The sequence below is a fragment of the Streptomyces sp. NPDC043427 genome, assembly GCF_056436655.1.
On sequence record NZ_JBWKCC010000051.1, the window covers coordinates 1 to 17,099 of the forward strand.

Below are 17,099 nucleotides of genomic sequence, written 5' to 3' on the forward strand. Positions count from 1 at the left end.
TACGTCCAGCCCGGCGACACGGTCACCGACGGCCAGGTGGTCTGCGAGGTCGAGACCGCCAAGGCGGCCGTCGAACTCCCCATCCCCTACGACGGGGTCGTCCGCGCGCTCCACTTCACCGAGGGCACCACGGTGGACGTCGGCGCCCCCATCATCGCGGTGGAGACAGCCCCCCGAGCCCCCGCACCGGAACCCGCGAACCGCGTCCCCGTCCTGGTCGGCTACGGCGTGGCCGAGTCCCCCACCCGCCGCCGCCCCCGCACCACCACACCGACCGAGCACAACGGCCACACCCCCACCGCCCGCCCCCTGGCCAAGCCCCCCGTCCGCAAGCTCGCCAAGGACCTCGGCGTCGACCTGACCGCCGTCATCCCCTCCGGCACCGACGGCATCATCACCCGCGAGGACGTCCACGCGGCGGCAGCGCCCGCACCCGCGCCCGAGCCGGCGGAGATCACCACTGCCCCCCGCGAGACCCGTATCCCGGTCAAGGGCGTCCGCAAGGCAACGGCCGCGGCGATGGTCGGCTCGGCCTTCACCGCACCCCACGTCACCGAGTTCATCACCGTGGACGTGACCCGCACGATGAAGCTCGTCGAAGAGCTCAAGCGGGACAAGGACATGCAGGGCCTGCGCGTCAACCCGCTGCTGCTGATCACCAAGGCCCTCCTGGTCGCCGTCAAGCGCAACCCGGACATCAACGCCTCCTGGGACGAGGCGACCCAGGAGATCATCCAGAAGCACTACGTCAACCTCGGCATCGCCGCCGCCACGCCCCGCGGCCTGCTCGTCCCGAACATCAAGGACGCCCACACCAAGACGCTCCCACAGCTCGCGGAGGCCCTCGGCGAGCTGGTGACCGCCGCCCGCCTGGGCACGACCGCTCCCGCGGATCTGCGCGGCGGCACGATCACCGTCACGAACATCGGCGTCTTCGGCATCGACACGGGCACCCCGCTCCTCAACCCGGGCGAGGCGGCGATCCTCGCGGTCGGCGCGATCAAGCTGCGGCCATGGGTCCACGAGGGCGAGGTCAAGCCCCGCCGGGTCACCACGCTGGCGCTGAGCTTCGACCACCGCCTGGTCGACGGGGAGCTGGGCTCGAAGGTCCTCGCCGACATCGCGGAGACCCTGGAGAACCCGAAGCGGCTCATCACCTGGGCCTGACGGGCCTCAGGGACACGAGAACGGCCCGTACGATGTCGTACGGGCCGTTCTTCGATGGAGCCTCTGTGGAGCTAAGGAGAATTGAACTCCTGACCTCCTGCATGCCATGCAGGCGCTCTACCAACTGAGCTATAGCCCCGTGTGTTCTTCCGCTCGGCGGGCGAACAAGAAGAACTTTAGCCTGCGACCTGCCGGAAAGTGAAATCCGGGTACCGGGGCTGCCCGGGCTGCTCAGTCGTCGTCGCCGAGCACCGGCTCCGGCAGGGTGCCGGCGTTGTGCTCGAGGAGGCGCCAGCCGCGGGCGCCCTCGCCGAGGACGGACCAGCAGCAGTTGGAGAGGCCGCCGAGGCTCTCCCAGTGGTCGGCCTCCAGGCCGAGAAGACGGCCGATGGTCGTGCGGATGGTGCCGCCGTGGCTGACCACGACGAGGGTGCCGTCCTCAGGGAGCTTCTCGGCGTGGCGCAGGACGACGGGGGCGGCGCGGTCGGCGACCTCCGTCTCCAGTTCACCGCCGCCGCGGCGCACGGGCTCGCCGCGCTTCCACGCCGAGTACTCCTCGCCGTGCCGGGCGAGGATCTCCTCGTGCGTCAGGCCCTGCCAGACGCCGGCGTAGGTCTCGCGCAGGCCCTCGTCGTGGGCGATGTCGAGGCCGGTGAGCGCGGCGAGCTCGGCGGCGGTGTGCGCGGCCCGCTGGAGGTCGGAGGCGACGATCGCGTCGGGCTCCAGGGAGGCGAGCAGCCGGGCGGCGCGGCGAGCCTGGGCGACGCCGGCCTCGGTCAGCGGGACGTCCGTGGTGCCCTGGAAGCGGCGCTCCACGTTCCACGAGGTCTGGCCGTGCCGCCACAGGATGACCCGGCGTCCCCGTCCGGCGCCACGGCCGGCGGGTGCGCTCACCGCAGGTCCCCGAACGAGGTCGTGGTGTCCTGAGCGGCCTGCAGCTTGGCGTGCTCCTCGGCCTTGCCGCGGGTGGCCCTGGCGTCCTCGGGCAGCTCCAGCTCGGGGCAGTCCTTCCACAGCCGCTCCAAGGCGTAGAAGACGCGCTCCTCGCTGTGCTGGACGTGGACGACGATGTCGACGTAGTCGAGGAGGACCCAGCGGGCCTCGCGGTCGCCCTCGCGGCGCACCGGCTTGGCGCCGAGCTCCTTCTGCAGGCGCTCCTCGATCTCGTCCACGATGGACTTGACCTGGCGGTCGTTGGGCGCGGAGGCCAGCAGGAAGGCGTCCGTGATCGACAGCACGTCGCTGACGTCGTAGGCGATGATGTCGTGCGCGAGCTTGTCGGCTGCCGCGTGGGCGGCGGTGTTGATGAGCTCGATGGAACGGTCAGTGGCGGTCACTACATGGCTTTCCGTCGGCGGTCACTTGAGACCAAGGGTCTCACGGACCACCGACGGCACCTCATCCGATTACGACGACGAGGGCTTGTAGTCCTGGCCGAGGACCACCGCGACGTCCGCGTTTCCGGGGACGCCGCCCTTGGTGACGCTGCTGTCGGGCAGGCCCAGGGTCTTGGCGACCTCGGTGGCGTTCGCCTTGTCGGCGGCGTCGGAGTAGGTGACCTTGGAGGTGGCCTGCGCGCTGGACGCCGTACCGGCCTCCAGGAAGGTGAAGCCACCGTTCAGGAGCACCACGCGCGCGTCCTCGGTGTCGGCCTTGCTGCCGCTGGCGTTCTGGACGGAGACACTGACGGCCGCGTCCTGGTCGGGGCTCTTCGCGGTGCCGCCGAGGACGTCCTTGACCACGCTCGCGCCGGCCTGGGCGCTGAGGGTGCCGTCCGTCTGCACCGGCAGCAGGGCGGATTTGTAGTCGCCGCCCTTGGCGAGGTCGGCGAGCTTGGCGAGGAAGGTGCCGAGGTCGTTGTCGGTCAGCGACGGGTCGAGGATCTGGGCCAGAGTCTGCACCGTGGTGGTCGCGCCCTTGGGGTCGGAGGACATCTTGCGCAGCACGCCCTGCATGACCTGCCCGAACCGCTCCAGCTGGGCGTTCTGGGCCTCACCGGAGGCGCGGTAGGTGGCGTAGGCGACGGCCATCTTGCCGCTGAGGGTCTGCTCCTGGCCCTTGCGGACGAGTGGGGCGGCGCCCTTCTTCTTGGCGCTCGGGTCCGGCACGTCGGTGTTGGTGTCGACCTCGATGTTGCCGATGAGGTCGACGAGGTTCTGCAGGTACGGCGTGTCCAGGCGCCAGGTGCCCTGGATGTCGGTGCCGAGGACGGTGTCCAGGGCGTCCCGGGTGCCGGAGGAACCGTCGTCGTCGACGGACTTGGCGAGGGTGGTCGTGGTGCCGTCCTCGTCGGTGAGGACGAGGGAGTTGGGCAGCAGCACGGTGGTGCCCTGCTTGGTGGTGGTGTTGTCGACGAGCAGCGCCGTGGAGGTGCCGCCCTTGGCGGTGTTGTGCAGGTGGACGACGATCACGTCCCGCTTCTGGGCGCCCGTGGCCGTGGTGGTGCCGGTCTTCGTGTCCGACGACGACAGGCCGGGCAGCTTCCCGGCGTACCAGAGGTAGCCGACCCCGCCGACCGCGACCAGCGCCAGGACCACGGTGAGGACGATGAGGCGGCTGCGGGCGCGGCGCTTGGCCTCCTCGCGGCGCTCTGTGCGGTTCTCGGTGAAGTTCAGCCAGTCGATGACGTCCTCGGAGTCCTGGTCGGGCTCCTCGACGAACGAGAACTGCTCGGTGTGGTACTCCCGCTGCTCGGGCTCCTGCGCGGGGGCCTCCTCCTCGGGCGGGCCGGCCTGCTGCGGGATGTGGGCGGTCTGCTCGGCGACCCGTGGCTGCTGCCCGCTCGATGCGGTCTGCCCGTAGGGGTCGTACGGGGCCGAGGTGCCGTAGGTACCGGTGTCGTACGAGCCGGTGTCGTACGAGCCCGTGCCGTAGGAGCCGGTGTGGTACGAGCCTGTGTCGTACGCACCGTGTGGCTGCGCCTGCTGCTGGCCGGTGTGGTACGGGTCATAGCCGTAGCCCTGCTGCCCGTAGCTGTCGTACGACGTCTGGGACGCCTGCTGTGACTGCTGCTGCGGCACCTGTGGCTGTGCCTGGGCCTGCCGGTATACCGGTCGGCCGTACTCGTCGTAGCCGACGAGTTCGTACTGGTCGTCGTGACCGCCGCCGTAACCCGCGTCGTATCGGTCGTTCACCGGTGCCCCTCTCGGCTCACTCGCCGCGGTACAGCTCGCGCTTGTCGATGTAGCGCACGACACCGTCCGGCACCAGATACCAGACGGGGTCGCCCTTGGCGACTCTCGCACGGCAGTCGGTCGAGGAGATGGCCAGGGCGGGAACCTCGACGAGCGAGACGCCGCCCTCCGGGAGTCCGGGGTCGGCCAGGTTGTGGCCGGGCCGGGTCACCCCGATGAAGTGCGCGAGGGAGAACAGTTCCGCCGAGTCCCGCCAGGTGATGATCTGGCCGAGGGCGTCGGCACCGGTGATGAAGAACAGGTCCGTGTCGGGGTTGAGCGCCCGCAGGTCGCGCAGGGTGTCCACGGTGTAGGTGGGTCCGCCGCGGTCGATGTCGATGCGGCTCACCGAGAACTGGGGGTTCTCGGCGGTCGCGATGACCGTCATCAGGTAGCGGTCCTCGGCCGGGGAGACCTTGCGGTGGGTCTTCTGCCACGGCTGCCCGGTCGGGACGAACACCACCTCGTCGAGGTGGAACTGCGCGGCGACCTCACTGGCCGCCACGAGGTGCCCGTGGTGGATCGGGTCGAACGTTCCGCCCATGACGCCGAGGCGGCGCTTGGCGGGGTTCGACCGGTCGGTGCGGGGGTTCACCGCGGTGTCAGCGGCGGTGTGCTCCGCCGGACCGGTAGGCATGTCCTGCTCTCCCATGCGTGCAGACCCTACCGGCCCGGCCCCGGGGCCCCGGAAGCCGGACGCCCGGGGTGTACCGGTATGGGCCGACTGCGACTCAGCGGTCGCGGTTGAAGCGGGTGGTGATCCACAGCAGGAGCAGCAGGATGATGAACGCTCCACCGCCGGTGACCAACGGGTTCAGGCTCTCGTGGTTGCCGCCGCGCTCCTCGCCCTCGGCGGCGAGGGTGACCAGCTGGGCAGCGGCGCTGTGAAGGCTCATCTTCGGCAGGACCTATCCGGTGGGCGGGATAAAGATGTCGGCCCATGGTAAGGGGGCGACTCGGCGGCGCTCACGCCGACTCCGCCGTTGGGGATCACGGGCGGGCCGGGGGAACCTTCGCGCGCGTTCAGTCGTCCTTCCGCTTGTAGCCCCGCAGCAGGAACCAGGCGGTCAGCGCACAGCCGAGGATCATCACGATCAGGACGATCCGGAGCAGGTTTCCCGCTCCTTGTTGCGGTGCGGCGCTCGCGGCCTCGACGATCCAGGCGGACGCGGGGTTGTGCTCCATGGACGGGACTCCTTCGCTGTACTGCCCGTCCACCGTATCTCCGCCTAGGCTGGGCTCCGCCTCGGGGACGCAAAGGGCCACACAAGGGTCCGCAAAAGGGCCACAGACGCGTAGTGGGGGAAGAGGACATGTCCGAAGACGGCCACCAGCAGGGCGAGCACGCGAGGGTGCCGAGCAGGCAGCGCAGGCGCTTCCCGGAGATCTCCTCGCGTGCGTACGAGCACCCCGCCGACCGCAGCGCCCTGGTGGCCCTGCGCAAGCTGAGCGGCTTCGACACGGTGTTCAAGGCCCTCAGCGGTCTGCTGCCCGAGCGCAGCCTGCGCCTGCTGTTCCTGTCCGACTCGGTCCGCGTCTCCGACCAGCAGTTCGCCCACCTCAACGTCATGCTGCGGGACGCCTGTTACATCCTGGACCTGGAGAAGGTCCCGCCGATGTACGTCAACCAGGACCCGCAGCCGAACGCCATGTGCATCGGCCTGGACGAGCCGATCATCGTCGTCACCACGGGCCTGGTGGAGCTGCTCGACGAGGAGGAGATGCGGGCGGTCGTCGGCCACGAGGTGGGGCACGCCCTGTCCGGCCACTCCGTCTACCGCACGATCCTGCTGTTCCTGACCAGCCTGGCCCTCCGCGTCGCGTGGATCCCGCTGGGCAACATCGCGATCATGGCGATCGTGACCGCGCTGCGCGAGTGGTTCCGCAAGTCGGAGCTGTCCGCCGACCGCGCGGGGCTGCTCGTGGGCCAGGACGTGCAGGCCTCCATGCGCGGCCTGATGAAGATCGCGGGTGGCAACCATCTGCACGAGATGAACGTGGACGCGTTCCTCGAGCAGGCCGAGGAGTACGAGTCGGGCGGCGACCTGCGCGACTCCGTCCTGAAGATCCTCAACGTGCTGCCCCGCTCCCACCCCTTCACCACGGTCCGCGCCGCCGAGCTGAAGAAGTGGGCCGAGTCCCGCGACTACCAGCGGATCATGGACGGCCACTACCCGCGCCGCACCGAGGACAAGGACACCTCGGTCAGCGACTCCTTCCGCGAGTCGGCGTCGCACTACGCCGACCACGTCAAGAACTCCAAGGACCCCCTGATGAAGCTGGTCACCGACTTCGCGGGCGGCGCCGGCGATCTCGGCGGCCGAGTCCGCCGAGGCTTCAACGGCTTCACGGCCCCTGCGCCCCCGAAGGACCAGCCCCGCGACGAGCCACCGACCACCGAGGACTGAGCTCCGTCTCCCGCCGGTTCCCCTTCCCGCCGGGTCGGCCGCCGTCGGGGCAGCCGCTGCTCACACCTTCGGTTCCGCGCTCGCCGCCAGCGACCCGCACAGCGCCGTCGTGCCGCCCGTCGCGTACGGGTCGGTTCCGGCCGGGCCGCCCGTCTTCGCGGTCTGGCCGGCCAGCAGCGGGTGCAGGTGGTTGGCCGAGTCCTCCGCGCAGGACAGGGGACCGGCCTGGACGTAGGAGACGGCGAGCTGGGTCTGGTGCAGCCGCAGGTCGTCGCGGTCGAAGCGGAAGTGCAGCTCGCGCCGGACGGTGAACAGGGACGCCTTCGCTCCGTCGTCGGAGCCGGTCGGCCGCAGCGCGTAAACGAAGGTGTGGTCCGCGGTGACCTCAAGCGTGGACGAGTCGGTCTCGGCGGCCTGCAGCGAGCCCTGCACACGGATCTTCGGGTCGGCCAGCTCGGCCTGCGAGGGGTCGAAGCGGACCAGCCACCCGGTCGGGGCGTGCCTGCCGTCGGCGGTCGGCCGCTCGAAGCTCTCGTCGAACTGGTCGAGCTGGTCCACGTCGAGCAGCATCCGCGCGGGCCGCACCTGCTCACCGGTGAGCACCTCGGGGTCCAGCGAGGAGCGGACGATGTACTCCTTCGCCGTGGTCAGGGCGGTGACGACCTGGCTGTCAGAGAAGTGCGCGGTCCGGCGGGAGGCGGGCAGCGGAATGCCCTCCGCGCCCACCCGGAACTGCGCTGCGGGGCTGTGCGCGTACAGGTACGCGGTGTCACTGGCCCCGGGCACCTTGCCCTGCGGGGCGAGCGGGATGACCGTCATCCGCAGCGGTTCCGCGGGCTGCTGCGCGGTGGGGCTCTGGTAGGGGTGGCGGATGCCCATGTAGACGGCCGTGCCGAAGGCGACGGCGACCAGCAGGACCAGGATCAGCGCCTGCCGGGACAGCCCCCGGCGCAACGGCGGGCGGCGGCGTACGGCGGGCGCGTGGTCGGCCATCCGCTCCCGCGCGGAGTACTCCTGAAGGCGGGCAGCACGGACGAACGACTCGTCGAAGACGACGGATCGGTACTCGTCCTCTCCACCTCCGGGAGCTCCCTCGGGTGTCCCCTCCGGTGGGTCTCCAGGCCCGCCCATACCTTCAGGGTAGGTCTCAGCGACCTCGCATAAACGCCCTCCCGCGCGCCAAGTTCAGACAGGTGCCCACCAAGGCGGGCGCGATCGCTCAGGGCGTGCGCGGGGTGGCCGACACGGCTGGCCGAGAGAAGTCGGCGGAGGCCGAGGGCGACGCCGGGCCGCCCTGTTCCAGGCCGGTCGAGGCGGGCATCGGAACCTGGTCCCGGCTGCCCGAGGAGGCGCCCCGGTACACCGCGGCGAAGGCCAGCGCGACCATGCCGACGCCCATCACCACGGCGAGCACCCAGGCGACGGGACGGTGCCAGCGGACCTGCTTGCCGTACGACCCGGGGGCGCCGTAGCGGCCGTCGAGGGCGTAGGGGTCGTCCAGGTCGTCGTCGAAGTCGGGATCATGGCCGAAACCGCCGTACCCGTCGTCGTAGCGTTCGCCGCTGCCCCGGGCGGTGCGGCGGGCCTCCGCCTCGGAGGCCTCGGCTCTCGCCTGCGCGGCGGCCAGGAGGCGTTCGACGGCGGTCGGCTCGTGCACCACGGCCGCCTGTACGAAGGCCTCGTCGAAGACCACGGAGGCGAACTCTTCGTCCGACACCCCGCGGTCGTGGTCGTCGTCGGGCTCCCAGCCGTCAGGGAACGGCGTGCCCCCCACGTCCTCCGGCACGGATCCAGAGTAGACCTGGGGGTTCGCTTTGGGCAGACGGTACGGAAATTCATCCGCCTGGTGAGACGTCTCCGCACGGACTCCGCACGGTCGCCGGACTCAGCGCCGGACGTGCCCGTCGCCGGTGACGATGTACTTGGTGCTGGTCAGCTCGGGCAGGCCCATCGGGCCGCGGGCGTGCAGCTTCTGGGTGGAGATGCCGATCTCCGCTCCGAAGCCGAACTGGCCGCCGTCCGTGAACCGGGTCGACGCGTTGACGGCCACCGTCGTGGAGTCGACCAGCTGGGTGAAGCGACGCGCCGCCTGCTGCGAGGTCGTCACGATGGCCTCGGTGTGCCCGGAGGTCCACAGCCGGATGTGCTCGACGGCCCGGTCGAGCGAGTCGACGACGGCGGCGGCGATGTCGTACGACAGGTACTCCGTCTCCCAGTCCTCGGTCGTCGCCTCGACGACGGTCGCCTTGGAGTCCTTGGCGTACGCCAGCACCCGCTCGTCGGCGTGCACGGTCACCCCGGCCTCGGCGAGGGCGTCCAGGGCGCGGGGCAGGAACTCGGGGGCGATGTCCTGGTGGACCAGCAGGGTCTCGGCGGCGTTGCAGACGCCGACCCGCTGGGCCTTGGAGTTGATCAGGATGTCGATCGCGGTGTCGAGGTCGGCGTGGGCGTCGACGTAGACGTGACAGTTGCCGGTGCCGGTCTCGATGACGGGGACGACGGACTCCTGGACGACGGCGTTGATCAGCGAGGCGCCGCCGCGCGGGATCAGCACGTCGACCAGGCCCCGGGCGCGCATCAGCTCGCGCACGGACTCGCGGCTCTCGCCCGGAACCAGCTGGATCGCGTCGGCGGGCAGCCCGGCGCCGCCCACTGCGTCGCGCAGCACCCGCACGAGCGCGGTGTTCGACTCGTACGCCGAGGAGGAGCCCCGCAGCAGCACCGCGTTGCCGGACTTCAGGCACAGGGCGGCGGCGTCGACCGTCACGTTGGGGCGGCCCTCGTAGATGATCCCGACGACGCCGAGCGGGACGCGGACCTGGCGCAGGTCGATGCCGTTGGGCAGGGTGGACCCGCGCACGACCTCGCCGACCGGGTCGGGCAGCGCGACGATGTCACGTACGTCGGAGGCGATGGCGCGCACCCGCTCCGGGGTGAGCGTGAGCCGGTCGATCATGCCTTCGCTGATGCCGGCCTCGCGCGCCTTGGCGACGTCCTTGGCGTTCGCGTCGACGATCTCACCCGTACGGACCTCCAGCGCGTCGGCGATGGCCAGCAGCGCGTCGTCCTTCGCGGCCCGGGGCAGCGGCGCGAGGTCGGCGGCGGCGGCCTTGGCGCGGTAGGCGGCCTGGGTGACCGGGGACATGGCGTCGTACGGGGAGAGCGTGGTCATGAGGGAAGCGTAGTGCGCCGGGCGGCGACGGCGAGCGTTCATCCCACTCGGCGAGACGGGATGAGACGGATCAAAAGGGATGGACTCCGACCGGGCTCGCCGGTGGCGGCCCGTACCCCTCGGCGACGCGCTGGTGGTAGGTCTGGCGGTCGATGACCTCCAGGCCGACGATCTCCCAGGGCGGCAGCCCCGCGGTCTGGCGGTGCTCGCCCCACAGCCGCAGCGCCACGGCGGCCGCGTCGTGCAGGTCGCGGGCCTCCTCCCAGTAGCGGATCTCCGCGTGGTCCTGCGCGTAGCGGCTGGTCAGCAGGAAGGGGTGGTCGTGGGCCAGCTGTTCGAGGGCGCGGCGCACCTCCGGCAGCGGGGCCTGCCGTCCGGAGACGCTGAGAGTGATGTGCCACAGGCGGGGCAGGTCGGCGGGCTCCTCGCCCTCGTAGCGGTCACCGGCGGCGACGCTGGTCAGCGCGCGTTCCTCGCCCGTCGCACGCGCGGGGCCGCCGCCCGTACCACCGCGGGACGCCGCCGCCCCAGGGCGCACTCGTCTCACGACGGCCTCCTTTACGCATGGTCGAGCACTGCTCGTGCGGGTCGGGTCCCCCGAGACACAGTTGACCAGGCCGGAGGGCGTCGTGGGGCGGTTTCACGGAACGTCCCACACCTGGAGCGGCCGTTCGAGCACTTCACGGACGCCGGACCGCAGCAGGATCACAGCTGGATCAGTGCAGGCTCAGTGCAGGATCACCAGATCGTCCCGGTGGACGACCTCCCGCTCGTACTCCGCACCCAGCTCACGCGCCAGCTCACGAGTGGAGCGGCCGATCAGCTGGGGGATCTCCTTGGCGTCGAAGTTGACGAGCCCGCGCGCCACGGCGCGGCCCCGGCCGTCCCGCAGTTCGACGGGGTCCCCGGCGCTGAACTCGCCCTCGACGCCCGCGATCCCGGCCGGCAGCAGTGACGTGCGCCGTTCGACGACGGCCCGCACCGCCCCGTCGTCCAGGGTCAGGGAGCCCTGCGGGGTGGAGGCGTGCTGGAGCCACAGGAGCCGGTCGGCGGAGCGTTTGCCGGCGGGGTGGAAGTAGGTGCCGGTGTCGCCCCCGGAGAGCGCGTCGGCCGCGTGGACGGCGCTGGTGAGCACCACGGGAATGCCGGCGGCGGCGGCGATGCGGGCGGCCTCGACCTTGGTCACCATGCCGCCGGTGCCGACGCCCGCCTTGCCCGCGCTGCCGATCTCCACGTGCGCGAGGTCCTCGGGCCCCCGGACCTCCGCTATCCGCGAGGTGCCGGGCTTGCTGGGGTCGCCGTCGTAGACGCCGTCCACGTCGGACAGCAGCACCAGAAGGTCGGCGTGGACGAGGTGGGCGACGAGGGCGGCGAGTCGGTCGTTGTCGCCGAAGCGGATCTCGTCCGTGGCGACGGTGTCGTTCTCGTTGACGATCGGGAAAGCGCCCATCGCCAGGAGCTTGTCGAGGGTGCGGGAGGCGTTGCGGTGGTGGGCGCGGCGGCTCATGTCGTCACTGGTCAGCAGCACCTGGCCGACCCGGACGCCGTAGCGGGCGAAGGAGGCCGTGTAGCGGGCCACGAGCAGGCCCTGGCCCACGCTGGCGGCGGCCTGCTGGCGGGCGAGGTCCCTGGGGCGGCGACGCAGGCCGAGCGGCGCGAGTCCGGCGGCGATGGCACCGGAGGAAACCAGGACGATCTCCCTCTCCCCCCCGCTGCGGCTCTTGGCGAGGACATCGACGAGGGCGTCGACGCGGTCGGCGTCGAGACCGCCGGAGGCGGTGGTCAGCGACGAGGAACCCACCTTGACGACGATCCTGCGGGCCTCGCTCACGGCCTGCCTTGCACCTGCCACCTTGGTGTCTGTCCCCTCGCGCAGTTACGGCTACCCGCCTGGCAATCTACGCGAAGGGGACCCCTCGGCGCGCCCCGGTCCAGCCTCCGGACAGCGCTACGCGGCCCGCGCCCCGCCGGGCCTGCTCCCGCGCGACGGGAGCACCCTGCGTATCGTGCGCCGCACCTTGCGCCGGGCCCGGCGCAGGAACGACTCCGCCGGTCCCTTGCGCCAGCCCGGGTAGCCCTTGGCCTCGCGCGCCTCGGCGAGGTAGACGCGGTCGGGGACGCCCGCCTTGCGGTCGCGGAAGTGGGGATAGGCGAGATAGAGCCGGGTGTTCTGCTTCCTCAGGACGGCGTCGGGTTCGCGCTTGGCCTTGACGAACTCGAGGACGTCCTTGAGGAGGTCGGGGCGCTGCATGGCCACCAGGTGCAGCCGCAGCCGCTCCTGGACCTTCAGACGCTGTGCCACGCCCTCGTTCCAGTGGGCGTCCATCAGCGGCTTGGCCAGCTCCATCTTGGTACGCCGGACCTCCTCGCTGTCCCGCAGGAACACCGGCCCGAACTGCGGCAGCAGGGTCACGGTGAAGGGGCGGACCATCAGCACGTCCCGCTTGGGGCCGGCCGGGACCATCCGCTCGATGAGACCCATCAGGGCGCGCGCGGAGTCGAAGCGCAGGGTGTAGCTGCCGCTCTTCGTGACGTGCTTGCCGTCGTCGCGGCCCACCAGGTAGTAGCAGGTGTAGTCGGCGACGACGGAGATGCCGTCGGCCCGCAGATAGGCCTCCAGCGTGAACAGCGCGTCCTCACCGGTCCACAGGGACTCGTCGAACCGGATGCTGTGACGTTCCAGCAAGGCGCGGCGGAAGAGCTTCTGGGCACTGAGGGTGAACTTGATGTTGGAGGAGTAGACGTCGGTGCGCTCCAGCGTCTTGCCCCACATCGACTTGGGCGCGCTGCGGTTGACGCCCTCGACCTTGCCGAGGACGACGTCCGTGCCGGCCTTGTCGGCCATGGCGACCATGCGCTCCAGGGCCTCGGGGCCGAGCCGGTCGTCGGCGTCGAGGAAGAAGACGTAGCGCCCGGCCGCCTTGCCGAGGCCGACGTTGCGCGGACCGCTGGGGCCGCCGGAGTTCTCCTGGCGGATCACCGTCACGGGCATCGGGGCGCGCGCGGCGAACTCCTCCAGGTACTCACCGGTGCCGTCCTTGGAGCCGTCGTCGATGGCGACGACCTCGATGCGCGCCGGATCGAGGGTCTGCGCTTCGACGGACGCGAGGCACTCGACCAGATACGGCATGGCCTCGTACGCCCCGATGACCACGGTGACGTCAGGCTGCGTAACGGCCACATTTCCCCCTCATTACGGGGAGTTCACCCCGTATCAACAGCTTGGATACCAGGTAGACGGGTAACCGGAACAAGCGGTTGCCTCCCCTCTTCAGTGATCCGTATCACATAAATGAAACAGGCTCGGCTCCAAGGATCGCGCCCCGGAACCGAGCCCTACGCATGGAAAACTTCCAGGTCAGCCCGCCGTCGCGCCCTCCGCGTCGCCTGAGGCCGTCACCCGTGGCCCGGGAACCGCGTTCGCCAACTCCGCCTGATCGGCCAGGTCCGCCTCCTCGGCCAGCTCCGCCTGCTCCGCCTGCTCCGCCGCGATCCGTGAGTTCTGACCGACGTTGCGGGCCTCGGCCTTGAGCGCGAGGTTCGTCACCGCGGTGTTGAACTGCTGGATGGAGGTCGGCTCGTCCGGCCCCAGCAGGTACTGCTTCAACTCCGTCCGGTCCTCGGCCAGCGGGTCGGCTGCCGGGTCGCGTACGGCGTCGAGCAGCTCGCCGAGTTCGGCGGCGCTGTTGGACAGGATCACCGCCGCGCGCACCGCCGTGTTCTGCAGCTTGAACTCCTCCACCCCGAGCTCGGCGGAGTCCGTCACCGCGTACGGCTTGCCACTGGCGATGAAGTCGGAGACCACGCTGGAGATGTCGGAGACCATCGCGTCGGAGACGTTGAAGCAGTCGTACAGGCGCGGCTGGGCGCCCGTGACGACCCGGTGCTCCCACGTCGGGATGGAACGCCAGTGGGCGTCGTTCCACTCGGCGCGCAGCCGGGCGATCTCCTGGTGCTTCTTGATGTCGACCATGCCGTCGCGGCTTCCCTCGGCCTCGTCGCCCTTGTCGCTGCCGCCGCCGGACAGCGCGGCGAGGCGGGCCTCGATCCGGGTCAGGTCGGCCTTGGCCTCGGCCTGGGCGGCCGTGTCGGTCTTGAAGGCGGGGTCGGCGGCGCGCTCGGCGGCGGCCTTCTCGATCAGGGCCTTGATGCGCCGGTGGGCGGCCGCGGCCTTGGGGCTGCGGGTGCCGGTGAAGGGGTGCGGCTTGTACAGAACGCGGACCTGCGGGTCGGCCTTCAGCAGCCGCTTCACGATGTTCTCGCCCGCGAGCAGGATGGAGGTGTTGCCGGGGTTGTCGTCCCAGCCCTCCCAGGTCGGGGCGTACAGCACGGTCGGGATGCGCCCGTCGGGCACGCCCTGCCAGGCCTGGATCGGCGCCAGCTGCGGGCGGCCGACCTCCACGATGTCCTCGTCGCGGACACCGACGTCGGCGATGGCGTAGCGGTCGCGGCCGGCGCGGCCGGCGGTCCACACCTCGTCGTACACCTTGCTGTACGGGTTGACGCTGGCGAGCTTGTCGCTGTCGCCGTGGCCGATGAAGACGTGCTTCATGGTGGGTACGCGCAGCATGTGGATGTTCTTGCCGACGTTCGCCGCGTACAGCGCGACCCGAACCGTGGACAGGTTCATGTTCATCAGGTGCACCCCTCCGGGCACGCAGATGACGGGAACCGTGGTGGGCGCCAGGTTGGCCAGGATGACGCGCTCACGCAGGATGATCAGCGGCCGGGACTCCAGCTGCTCCATGGTCTCCAGCCACATGTTGACCTGGTAGGCGGAGTCCTTGGAACCGGAGAAGTACAGCACCGTCTGCGGCTTGTACACGCCCAGCCAGTCGTCGACGGCGGCCAGCACCTCGTCGCCCCTCGGGGGCGTCTTCTTGCCGCGCGCGTACGGCATCAGCGCGAGGACGTACAGGCTGCCGAGCGCCAGCGTGAGGCCGATGCCGACGAACCCGGCCACGGAGGAGTCGGTGGCCGCCGAGACCAGGATGCCGACGACGGCCGCGAGGTCGAGGTGCAGGATCTTCTCCGCGGAGCGGTTCAGCAGCCTCTTCGGCGGCGCGTCCGGGATACGGATGCGCGTCTTCAGGTCGACGTTGCGGGTGGCGACCGGCATCCGGCGGCGGTTGCGGATGAAGGTGGTCAGCGCGCCGTGCGGGGCCTGAAGGCCGTAGAAGGCGATGAAGCAGGCGATCGCCGCGTAGAAGACCAGGTCGTCTCTGAGGTCCAGGCGGGCCAGCAGCAGCACCAGCAGCAGCTGTCGGATCAGGAAGCGGATCGACAGACCGGCCCGCACCTTGCTCAGACGGCTGACGAGGTAGCTGCCCTTGCGGTGCAGATAGTGGTCCGCCAGGTACGTCACGGCGGTCGCGGCCGCGAAGGCGGGAACGTTCGGGACGAGCGCGGCCAGCATGAGCGCCGGGAAGCCCAGCATCATGAGGACCGCCGCGGCCAGTTCGGCCGCGCTTCCCACCCGGGCGACGCGGATTGCGGTGGATATCACGGAGGAACCTGCTCTTGGAGGGGGCCGGTTGCAAAGCTGAAAAGGTCCGGAAAATACCTTGTGAACGATCTGGGAATTTTACGGACTCAGGCCTCTGTGAATGCCAGGTGAACCGGCAGCCACAGAGGCCTGAATAACAGAAGCTATTTAGAGATGATTATGCCACGCCGTCCTGGCGGTCCAGAACACTGGCCAGTGCCTGCTCGAAGCCGGAGGCCTTGCCCGCGGCCGCCGTCGGGTCCTGCTGACGGACGTCGATGACGTGCCCGGTCAGCTCGGACAGCAGCACGTCGAGCGAGGTACGGGCCACGGCCTCGGAGGACAGCAGGCTGCCGGCGGGCTCCTGACCGAAGGCCTTGGTGCGCATCGGGGTCGCGGTGCGCTCCGGATTGATGCAGTTGACGCGGATGCCGTCGCCGGCCCACTCGTCGGACAGCGCCTGGGTGAGGTTCACCATGGCGGCCTTGGTCGAGGAGTAGAGGCTGTACTCGGCGCGGCCGCGGGTGTAGCTGCTGGAGGTGTAGAGCAGCAACTGGCCCTTGGTCTCCGACAGGTACTTGTAGGAGGAGCGCGCGATCTGCACCGGCGCCAGGTAGTTGACCTTCAGCGCCTCCTCGATGGTGGCGTTGTCGGTCTCGGCCAGCTTCCCTATGCGCAGCACGCCCGCGGTGTTGACGACGTAGTCGATGCGCCCGGTCTCGGCGTACGCCTTGGACAGCGCGTCGTCGACCTCCTCCGGGTTCTCCACGTGCGTGCCGGTGGTGGAGCGGCCCAGCGCGTACACCTTGGCGCCGTAGGACTCGGCGAGTTCGGAGATGTCCTTGCCGATGCCGTACGAACCGCCGAAGACCACAACCGTCTTGCCGGTCAGCAGCTCGCGGTAGGCCTCCTCGCTCACCTGCTCGGGCGTGGCGGTCGAGGCGAGCTGGAACAGCTTGTCGGCGATGAAGACGTCGACCGGCTGTGTCACCTTCATGTTGTACTCGTCGCCCGCGACGACATGGATCGGCACGTCCGGCAGGTACTTGAGCACGACGGAGCAGTCGTCGGTGGCCTGGAAGTTGGGGTCACCGGCGGCGACCTCGTAGGCCCGCTTGATCGTGGACAGCTTGAAGGCCTGCGGGGTCTGGCCGCGGCGCAGCCGGGAGCGGTCCGGGATCTCGGTGATGAACTCGCCGTCCTCGCCGTGGGTGCGCGTGACGATGATGGTGTCCGCGGACGGGATGGCCACGTCGACGGCCTGGTAGCGCTCCAGCGCGGCGACACAGTCGTCGATGACGCGCTGCGACAGCAGCGGGCGTACGGCGTCGTGGAAGAGGACGTTGAGGTCCTCACCCTCGGCCAAGCCCTCACCGAGGGCGCTGATGGCGCGCTCGGTGGTCTCGTTGCGGGTGGAACCACCCTCGATGACCTTCTTGACCTTCGTGAACCCGGCCTTGGAGACGATCTTCTCGATGTCGGGCACGTAGCCCGGCGCCATCAGCACGATGATGTCATCGATGGAGTCGGCCTTCTCGAAGGTCGTCAGGGTGTGCTCGATGACTGCCTTGCCGGCGATCTTCAGCAGCTGCTTGGGGATCGAAAGACCCACCCGCTGGCCGGTGCCACCGGCCAGGATCACTGCGGTGGTACGGGGCTTGGCTATGTGCTGGGACACAGAGGACCTACCTTGG

General features: G+C 70.3%; 16 protein-coding genes and 1 tRNA gene. 2 read left to right on the forward strand and 15 right to left on the reverse strand.

Translation table 11 applies throughout. The features are described 5' to 3' along the window. Nucleotides 1–1,167: dihydrolipoamide acetyltransferase family protein (locus AC067M_RS44290; RefSeq protein WP_478702677.1), on the forward strand; the 1,167-nt coding region annotated here is incomplete at its 5' end. A gap of 66 nt (nucleotides 1,168–1,233) precedes the next feature. On the opposite strand, the gene AC067M_RS44295 is transcribed toward AC067M_RS44290, so the two are convergent. The 7 genes from AC067M_RS44295 to AC067M_RS44325 form a co-directional block, all read right to left on the reverse strand. After that, nucleotides 1,234–1,306 (reverse strand) — tRNA-Ala (locus AC067M_RS44295). Between the two features lie 92 nt (nucleotides 1,307–1,398). Next, complete coding sequence (locus AC067M_RS44300) at nucleotides 1,399–2,061, reverse strand: histidine phosphatase family protein (protein ID WP_478702678.1); 663 nt, start codon at nucleotides 2,059–2,061, stop codon at nucleotides 1,399–1,401. Further along, the gene (gene rsfS / locus AC067M_RS44305; RefSeq protein ID WP_478702679.1) at nucleotides 2,058–2,504 is read right to left on the reverse strand and encodes a ribosome silencing factor; all 447 of its coding nucleotides are present in this window, start codon (nucleotides 2,502–2,504) and stop codon (nucleotides 2,058–2,060) included. Before rsfS ends, AC067M_RS44300 begins: the two co-directional genes overlap by 4 nt. Nucleotides 2,505–2,573: 69 nt before the next feature. Further along, nucleotides 2,574–4,301 (reverse strand): LCP family protein, encoded by a 1,728-nt coding sequence (locus AC067M_RS44310; protein WP_478702680.1) that lies wholly within the window; start codon nucleotides 4,299–4,301, stop codon nucleotides 2,574–2,576. Between the two features lie 16 nt (nucleotides 4,302–4,317). Then, nucleotides 4,318–4,992 (reverse strand): nicotinate-nucleotide adenylyltransferase, encoded by a 675-nt coding sequence (gene nadD / locus AC067M_RS44315; protein WP_478702681.1) that lies wholly within the window; start codon nucleotides 4,990–4,992, stop codon nucleotides 4,318–4,320. Nucleotides 4,993–5,071: 79 nt separating this feature from the next. After that, a complete protein-coding gene (locus AC067M_RS44320) occupies nucleotides 5,072–5,236 on the reverse strand; it encodes a hypothetical protein (RefSeq protein ID WP_037675646.1) in 165 nt (54 codons plus the stop codon). A 127-nt stretch (nucleotides 5,237–5,363) separates the two neighbouring features. After that, the gene (locus tag AC067M_RS44325; protein ID WP_478702682.1) at nucleotides 5,364–5,525 is read right to left on the reverse strand and encodes a hypothetical protein; all 162 of its coding nucleotides are present in this window, start codon (nucleotides 5,523–5,525) and stop codon (nucleotides 5,364–5,366) included. A 128-nt stretch (nucleotides 5,526–5,653) separates the two neighbouring features. Here AC067M_RS44325 and AC067M_RS44330 point away from each other — a divergent pair, with 128 nt between their 5' ends. Next, on the forward strand, nucleotides 5,654–6,748 hold the full coding sequence (locus AC067M_RS44330) for a M48 family metallopeptidase (RefSeq protein WP_478702683.1): 1,095 nt from the start codon (nucleotides 5,654–5,656) through the stop codon (nucleotides 6,746–6,748). 60 nt (nucleotides 6,749–6,808) lie between these two features. Here the strand turns inward: AC067M_RS44330 and AC067M_RS44335 are convergent, their stop codons facing one another. From AC067M_RS44335 to AC067M_RS44370, 8 genes are all read right to left on the reverse strand, one after another. Then, entirely contained in the window at nucleotides 6,809–7,879 is a 1,071-nt protein-coding gene (locus AC067M_RS44335) for an SCO2583 family membrane protein (protein ID WP_478702684.1), read from the reverse strand. Between the two features lie 88 nt (nucleotides 7,880–7,967). Then, nucleotides 7,968–8,534: an SCO2584 family spore wall biosynthesis protein gene (locus AC067M_RS44340; RefSeq protein ID WP_478702685.1), complete on the reverse strand. Its 567-nt coding sequence runs from the start codon at nucleotides 8,532–8,534 to the stop codon at nucleotides 7,968–7,970. A 99-nt stretch (nucleotides 8,535–8,633) separates the two neighbouring features. After that, the gene (locus tag AC067M_RS44345; protein WP_478702686.1) at nucleotides 8,634–9,920 is read right to left on the reverse strand and encodes a glutamate-5-semialdehyde dehydrogenase; all 1,287 of its coding nucleotides are present in this window, start codon (nucleotides 9,918–9,920) and stop codon (nucleotides 8,634–8,636) included. A gap of 70 nt (nucleotides 9,921–9,990) precedes the next feature. Continuing rightward, nucleotides 9,991–10,458: a hypothetical protein gene (locus AC067M_RS44350; RefSeq protein ID WP_478702708.1), complete on the reverse strand. Its 468-nt coding sequence runs from the start codon at nucleotides 10,456–10,458 to the stop codon at nucleotides 9,991–9,993. A 189-nt stretch (nucleotides 10,459–10,647) separates the two neighbouring features. Continuing rightward, nucleotides 10,648–11,751, reverse strand: coding sequence for a glutamate 5-kinase (proB, locus tag AC067M_RS44355; protein WP_478702687.1), 1,104 nt, complete (start codon nucleotides 11,749–11,751; stop codon nucleotides 10,648–10,650). A 117-nt stretch (nucleotides 11,752–11,868) separates the two neighbouring features. Then, the gene (locus AC067M_RS44360) at nucleotides 11,869–13,101 is read right to left on the reverse strand and encodes a glycosyltransferase family 2 protein (RefSeq protein WP_478702688.1); all 1,233 of its coding nucleotides are present in this window, start codon (nucleotides 13,099–13,101) and stop codon (nucleotides 11,869–11,871) included. A 177-nt stretch (nucleotides 13,102–13,278) separates the two neighbouring features. Next, nucleotides 13,279–15,396 (reverse strand): hypothetical protein, encoded by a 2,118-nt coding sequence (locus AC067M_RS44365; RefSeq protein WP_478702709.1) that lies wholly within the window; start codon nucleotides 15,394–15,396, stop codon nucleotides 13,279–13,281. A 187-nt stretch (nucleotides 15,397–15,583) separates the two neighbouring features. After that, complete coding sequence (locus AC067M_RS44370) at nucleotides 15,584–17,083, reverse strand: D-ribitol-5-phosphate cytidylyltransferase (protein WP_478702689.1); 1,500 nt, start codon at nucleotides 17,081–17,083, stop codon at nucleotides 15,584–15,586. Nucleotides 17,084–17,099 lie beyond the last annotated feature (16 nt).